General features: G+C 67.1%; 6 protein-coding genes. 4 read left to right on the top strand and 2 right to left on the bottom strand.

Annotated elements, in window-relative coordinates:
- Positions 1–83 precede the first annotated feature (83 nt).
- Positions 84–305: a hypothetical protein gene (locus tag ACH4S8_RS45025; RefSeq protein WP_398405158.1), complete on the bottom strand. Its 222-nt coding sequence runs from the start codon at positions 303–305 to the stop codon at positions 84–86.
- 455 nt (positions 306–760) lie between these two features.
- Complete coding sequence (locus tag ACH4S8_RS45020) at positions 761–1,084, bottom strand: hypothetical protein (protein WP_398405156.1); 324 nt, start codon at positions 1,082–1,084, stop codon at positions 761–763.
- A gap of 114 nt (positions 1,085–1,198) precedes the next feature.
- Here ACH4S8_RS45020 and ACH4S8_RS45015 point away from each other — a divergent pair, with 114 nt between their 5' ends.
- From ACH4S8_RS45015 to ACH4S8_RS45000, 4 genes are all read left to right on the top strand, one after another.
- On the top strand, positions 1,199–1,852 hold the full coding sequence (locus ACH4S8_RS45015) for a class I SAM-dependent methyltransferase (RefSeq protein WP_398405154.1): 654 nt from the start codon (positions 1,199–1,201) through the stop codon (positions 1,850–1,852).
- A 72-nt stretch (positions 1,853–1,924) separates the two neighbouring features.
- The gene (locus tag ACH4S8_RS45010; protein ID WP_398405152.1) at positions 1,925–2,173 is read left to right on the top strand and encodes a hypothetical protein; all 249 of its coding nucleotides are present in this window, start codon (positions 1,925–1,927) and stop codon (positions 2,171–2,173) included.
- Positions 2,174–2,248: 75 nt separating this feature from the next.
- Positions 2,249–2,704: a VOC family protein gene (locus tag ACH4S8_RS45005; protein ID WP_398405150.1), complete on the top strand. Its 456-nt coding sequence runs from the start codon at positions 2,249–2,251 to the stop codon at positions 2,702–2,704.
- A 31-nt stretch (positions 2,705–2,735) separates the two neighbouring features.
- A complete protein-coding gene (locus ACH4S8_RS45000; RefSeq protein WP_398405148.1) occupies positions 2,736–3,188 on the top strand; it encodes a hypothetical protein in 453 nt (150 codons plus the stop codon).
- Positions 3,189–3,499 lie beyond the last annotated feature (311 nt).

Below are 3,499 nucleotides of genomic sequence, written 5' to 3'. Positions count from 1 at the left end.
CCTGTGGGAGAGTAGGACGCCGCCGAACAAATTTTAGAGAAAACCCCCGGACCGGGGATACCGGTCCGGGGGTTTTCTGCATTTCAGGACCATTTCCCCGGAAGTCGATTCAAGACGGCGTCGGACTGGCTGACGAGCTGCCGGAGTTTGCGAGCGTTTCGCAGGGTCATGGCTTGCATCACGACATCGAGGAGAGCACGTGCTTCGAAGAGGTTGCCGCAGCAGTCCCAGTGCACGTTGCCGTACTCGTAGTCCTGCCACAACTGGTGCTCGGGCTGGTGGACGTAGTCCTTCCACAGGCGCATGGCCGCGCTGACGTCCCCTGGCTGCAGATAGCCGCGAGTGCGTTCGAGACGAACGACCTCCGACAGTGCACTCGAGGACAGGCCGTCGATCTCCGGCCTTGCTCCTGGTGTCCGGCGGCTGGGCACGCCGGCCCGTATGTGTCCTGGCCGTCTACGCGGCATGGACCTTTCGGTTCGTCGACATGCCGCACATCGTGCCAGTTCTCTTTCCCGAGCGGAGCCGAATTTTCCTGGTCCGTCGCACTCGGCGGTGGGGCCGATGCTGCCGCCCGAGCACCCGGCGCGGGCAGAGTGCGATGTACGAGGCCCTGTCGACCAGCCGGCATCAACTGGTGTTCTGTATCCGGCGGTTGGAGGGACATGGGCTACCCGGCCGCCTGTCTGGCGAGGCTGACGAGACGATCGCCTTCGCCATGCTCCGCGGCTGCACCTTCCACGAACCTCAGCCCGCCAGGTCAGGCTGAATCGCCGAGAGTCCGCCGTGCTTCAGTCCACAGCCGCTCGAACTCCTCCGCGGAGATCTCGGCCGCCTGCGACTGGTCCTGCCAGCCGTCCATGGGACCTTCGGCAAGAACGCCGTACTGCTGTTCATAGCGGAACATCGCCGCGAGATCGGCATGATCACGCAAGTGCAGCACCTCTTCCAAGGAGGCCGCCGTCACCGGACGCGAGTCCTGCCCCCGGACCTCAACCTGCCGCGCGGCCCAGCCCTCGTCATCGGCCTCGAAATACAGCCACAGATCTTCGTCCTCGTAGTAGGCGCGGAACCAGGTCGGCATGCCGCCATCCTGACCCACGAGCCTGGCCAAACACATCGGCAGCGGTGGACGGTCGCGCGGGTCAGCTGAAGGTCGTGCCATGGTCTGTCAGTTGCCTGCTCTAGGGTCGCCCGCATGGCTGAGCCCTCCTTTCTGACCGCCGTCCGCGAGTCGTACGACACGGTCGCCGCCGATTACGTCGAACGCGTCCCGCCTCCGGCCGATATGGACCCGCTGTCACGCGTGATGCTGGTGGGGTTTGCCGAACTGGTGCGGACGGCCGGTCTGGGGCCGGTCGCGGACCTGGGATGCGGCCCCGGACGCGTGACGGCGCACCTGGCCGGGCTGGGGGTGTCCGTCTTCGGCGTCGATCTGTCGTCGAAGATGGTCGGGCTGGCCCGGCACGCCTATCCGGACCTGCGGTTCACCGAGGGGTCGATGACCGCGCTGGAGACGAGGGACGACGAGCTCGGCGGCATCCTGGCCTGGTACTCCACCCATCACACGCCCCCACAGTGGCTACCGGATGTGTTCGCCGAGTTCCACCGCACGCTCACGCTCGGCGGCTACCTGCTCTGGGGAGGCCATGTCGGCAATGAGCGGCTGCAGCCGACCCACGGCTATGGCCGTCCGGTGTCCTACGAGTCGTACCTCCTGCCCCTGGACCGCATGGTCGACCTGCTGGACCAGGCCGGACTCGTCGTCACCGCGCGACTGGAACAGGAGCCCGGCGGACGCGTGAACAGACCGCACGCCTGCCTCTTGGCCCGCAAGCCCGAAACGCCCTGACGGGGCTCGTTCCCGGGGTGAGGCTGCTCGGCTGGACCGCCGACGGCCACGGGCGGGCGGTCAGACCGCTGGGTGGAGTGGACGGCCGGCTTCGCGGATCTGGACCCGGCGCGGTTCCCGATGCTCTGGGCCCTGACGCCGTACGGGGATGCGGTCTTCGATCAGCGACAGGTGCCGCTGCTGCCGGCGGAACTCGACCGGCTTCCTGCCGACTTGGGCGGTGACCGGGTCGGGCGGGCCCGCGAGCTGTGCCAGGTCGTGGAGCGTGCTGCCCCCCCGAAGCCCATCTTCTCTGGTGGCCGTCAGCCGGGATTCGACTGACCGCACGCCTGGGCTCTGCCACGGCAGCCGACACGGTCCGGCGTGGATGTCAGACGTGTCTGTCAGGCTCTGGTCATGGAGATGACGCTGCAGCTGACGATCGACTGTGCCGATCCGCGGAGGATGGTGGCGTTCTGGAGCGAGGCTCTGGGATACGTACCCGAGCCCCCGCCGGGCGGCCATGCCACGTGGCGGGAGTACTGGGCGGACATGGGGGTCCCCGAGGAGGAGTTGCCCGCAGGTGCGGGAGACCTCCCGGAGTCGATCGTCGATCCCGCAGGACGAGGGCCCCGGGTGTGGTTCCAGCATGTTCCGGAACCCAAGGCCACCAAGAACCGGATACACCTCGACCTGAAGGTCGGCGGTGGGCGCGATGTCCCGTTGGCGGTCCGCACGCAGCGGGTCACCACCACAGTGGAAAGACTGGTCGCAGCCGGCGCCGACGTGCTTCGGATCGCGGACGAGCCGGACATGGGGCACTACGCCGTCCTGCTGCAGGACCCGGAAGGCAATGAATTCGACGTTTTCTGAAGGGTGTTGCACAAGGCCGAGCGTCTGACAGATGGCCGACGACATCGTCATCCGGAACAGGCTCGCCGCATTGCTGCCGGAGGCAGAAGCCCGCGAAGTCAAAGACCGCTGGGACACCGGAGAGCAGGAGGTGGGGCTCGGCCTGCTTGTCGCCGGCCTCCTCGGTCACCAGGCGCCGATCAGCGAGACGGTCGGGGTTCAGCTCTCCGTGCTCGCGGAGAGCTGGGGCGACCGGGAGAGGCTCACACCCCAGATCCTTGAGTGCCGTGTCGAAGGCGCACCCGGCCCCCTGAAGCTGATCGACGGTGAAGGGAGCCCCGCGCCTGGAGCAACAGCTGGAGCCCAGCAGCACCGCCGCTGTCCTCACTGCCCTCGTGCTCGTCGACCAGGCGGCCATGGTCAGGCCTCGCCGCCGGCTCTTGTCGGCGGTGACGTGCCGGGACACCCGCGGGGCCGCCCCGGCACCTGCTTCAAAAGATCTTGACAGGGATGGGTTGACACTGCCCTGGCGGATCCGTAAAGTTCTCCGAGTTGTCGCGGGACCGGAACGGTTCGGCGACGGCACCTCCGCCGCTGATGCGGCAATCAAACCACCAGCACGATCTCCCAGCCGGGGTGAATTCGGCGTGTCCGAATTCAATTGGCTTGGGGCCCGGCGGCCCGATTAGGAACTGCCGGGAAGATCCGCTAAAGTTTGAGACGTCGGAACGGCCCAACGGCCGGGAAGGCAAATCCCGCTGACTGGGAGTCAGGCCCGAAAGGATCTGATAGAGTCGGACTCGCCGGAAAGGGAAA

Origin of the sequence: Streptomyces sp. NPDC021080, assembly GCF_044333225.1 — a bacterium.
In the GTDB taxonomy this organism is placed as follows: Bacteria; Actinomycetota; Actinomycetes; order Streptomycetales; family Streptomycetaceae; genus Streptomyces.
The sequence above is the reverse complement of the archived record's forward strand: the minus strand, read 5'-3'. Positions and strand labels throughout refer to the sequence as shown.

Coding starts and splice junctions, on each gene's coding strand:
- ACH4S8_RS45020 (WP_398405156.1), bottom strand. CDS start 1,084: ATGCCGACCTGGTTCCGCGCCTACTACGAGGACGAAGATCTGTGGCTG.
- ACH4S8_RS45025 (WP_398405158.1), bottom strand. CDS start 305: ATGCGCCTGTGGAAGGACTACGTCCACCAGCCCGAGCACCAGTTGTGG.
- ACH4S8_RS45000 (WP_398405148.1), top strand. CDS start 2,736: ATGGCCGACGACATCGTCATCCGGAACAGGCTCGCCGCATTGCTGCCG.
- ACH4S8_RS45015 (WP_398405154.1), top strand. CDS start 1,199: ATGGCTGAGCCCTCCTTTCTGACCGCCGTCCGCGAGTCGTACGACACG.
- ACH4S8_RS45005 (WP_398405150.1), top strand. CDS start 2,249: ATGGAGATGACGCTGCAGCTGACGATCGACTGTGCCGATCCGCGGAGG.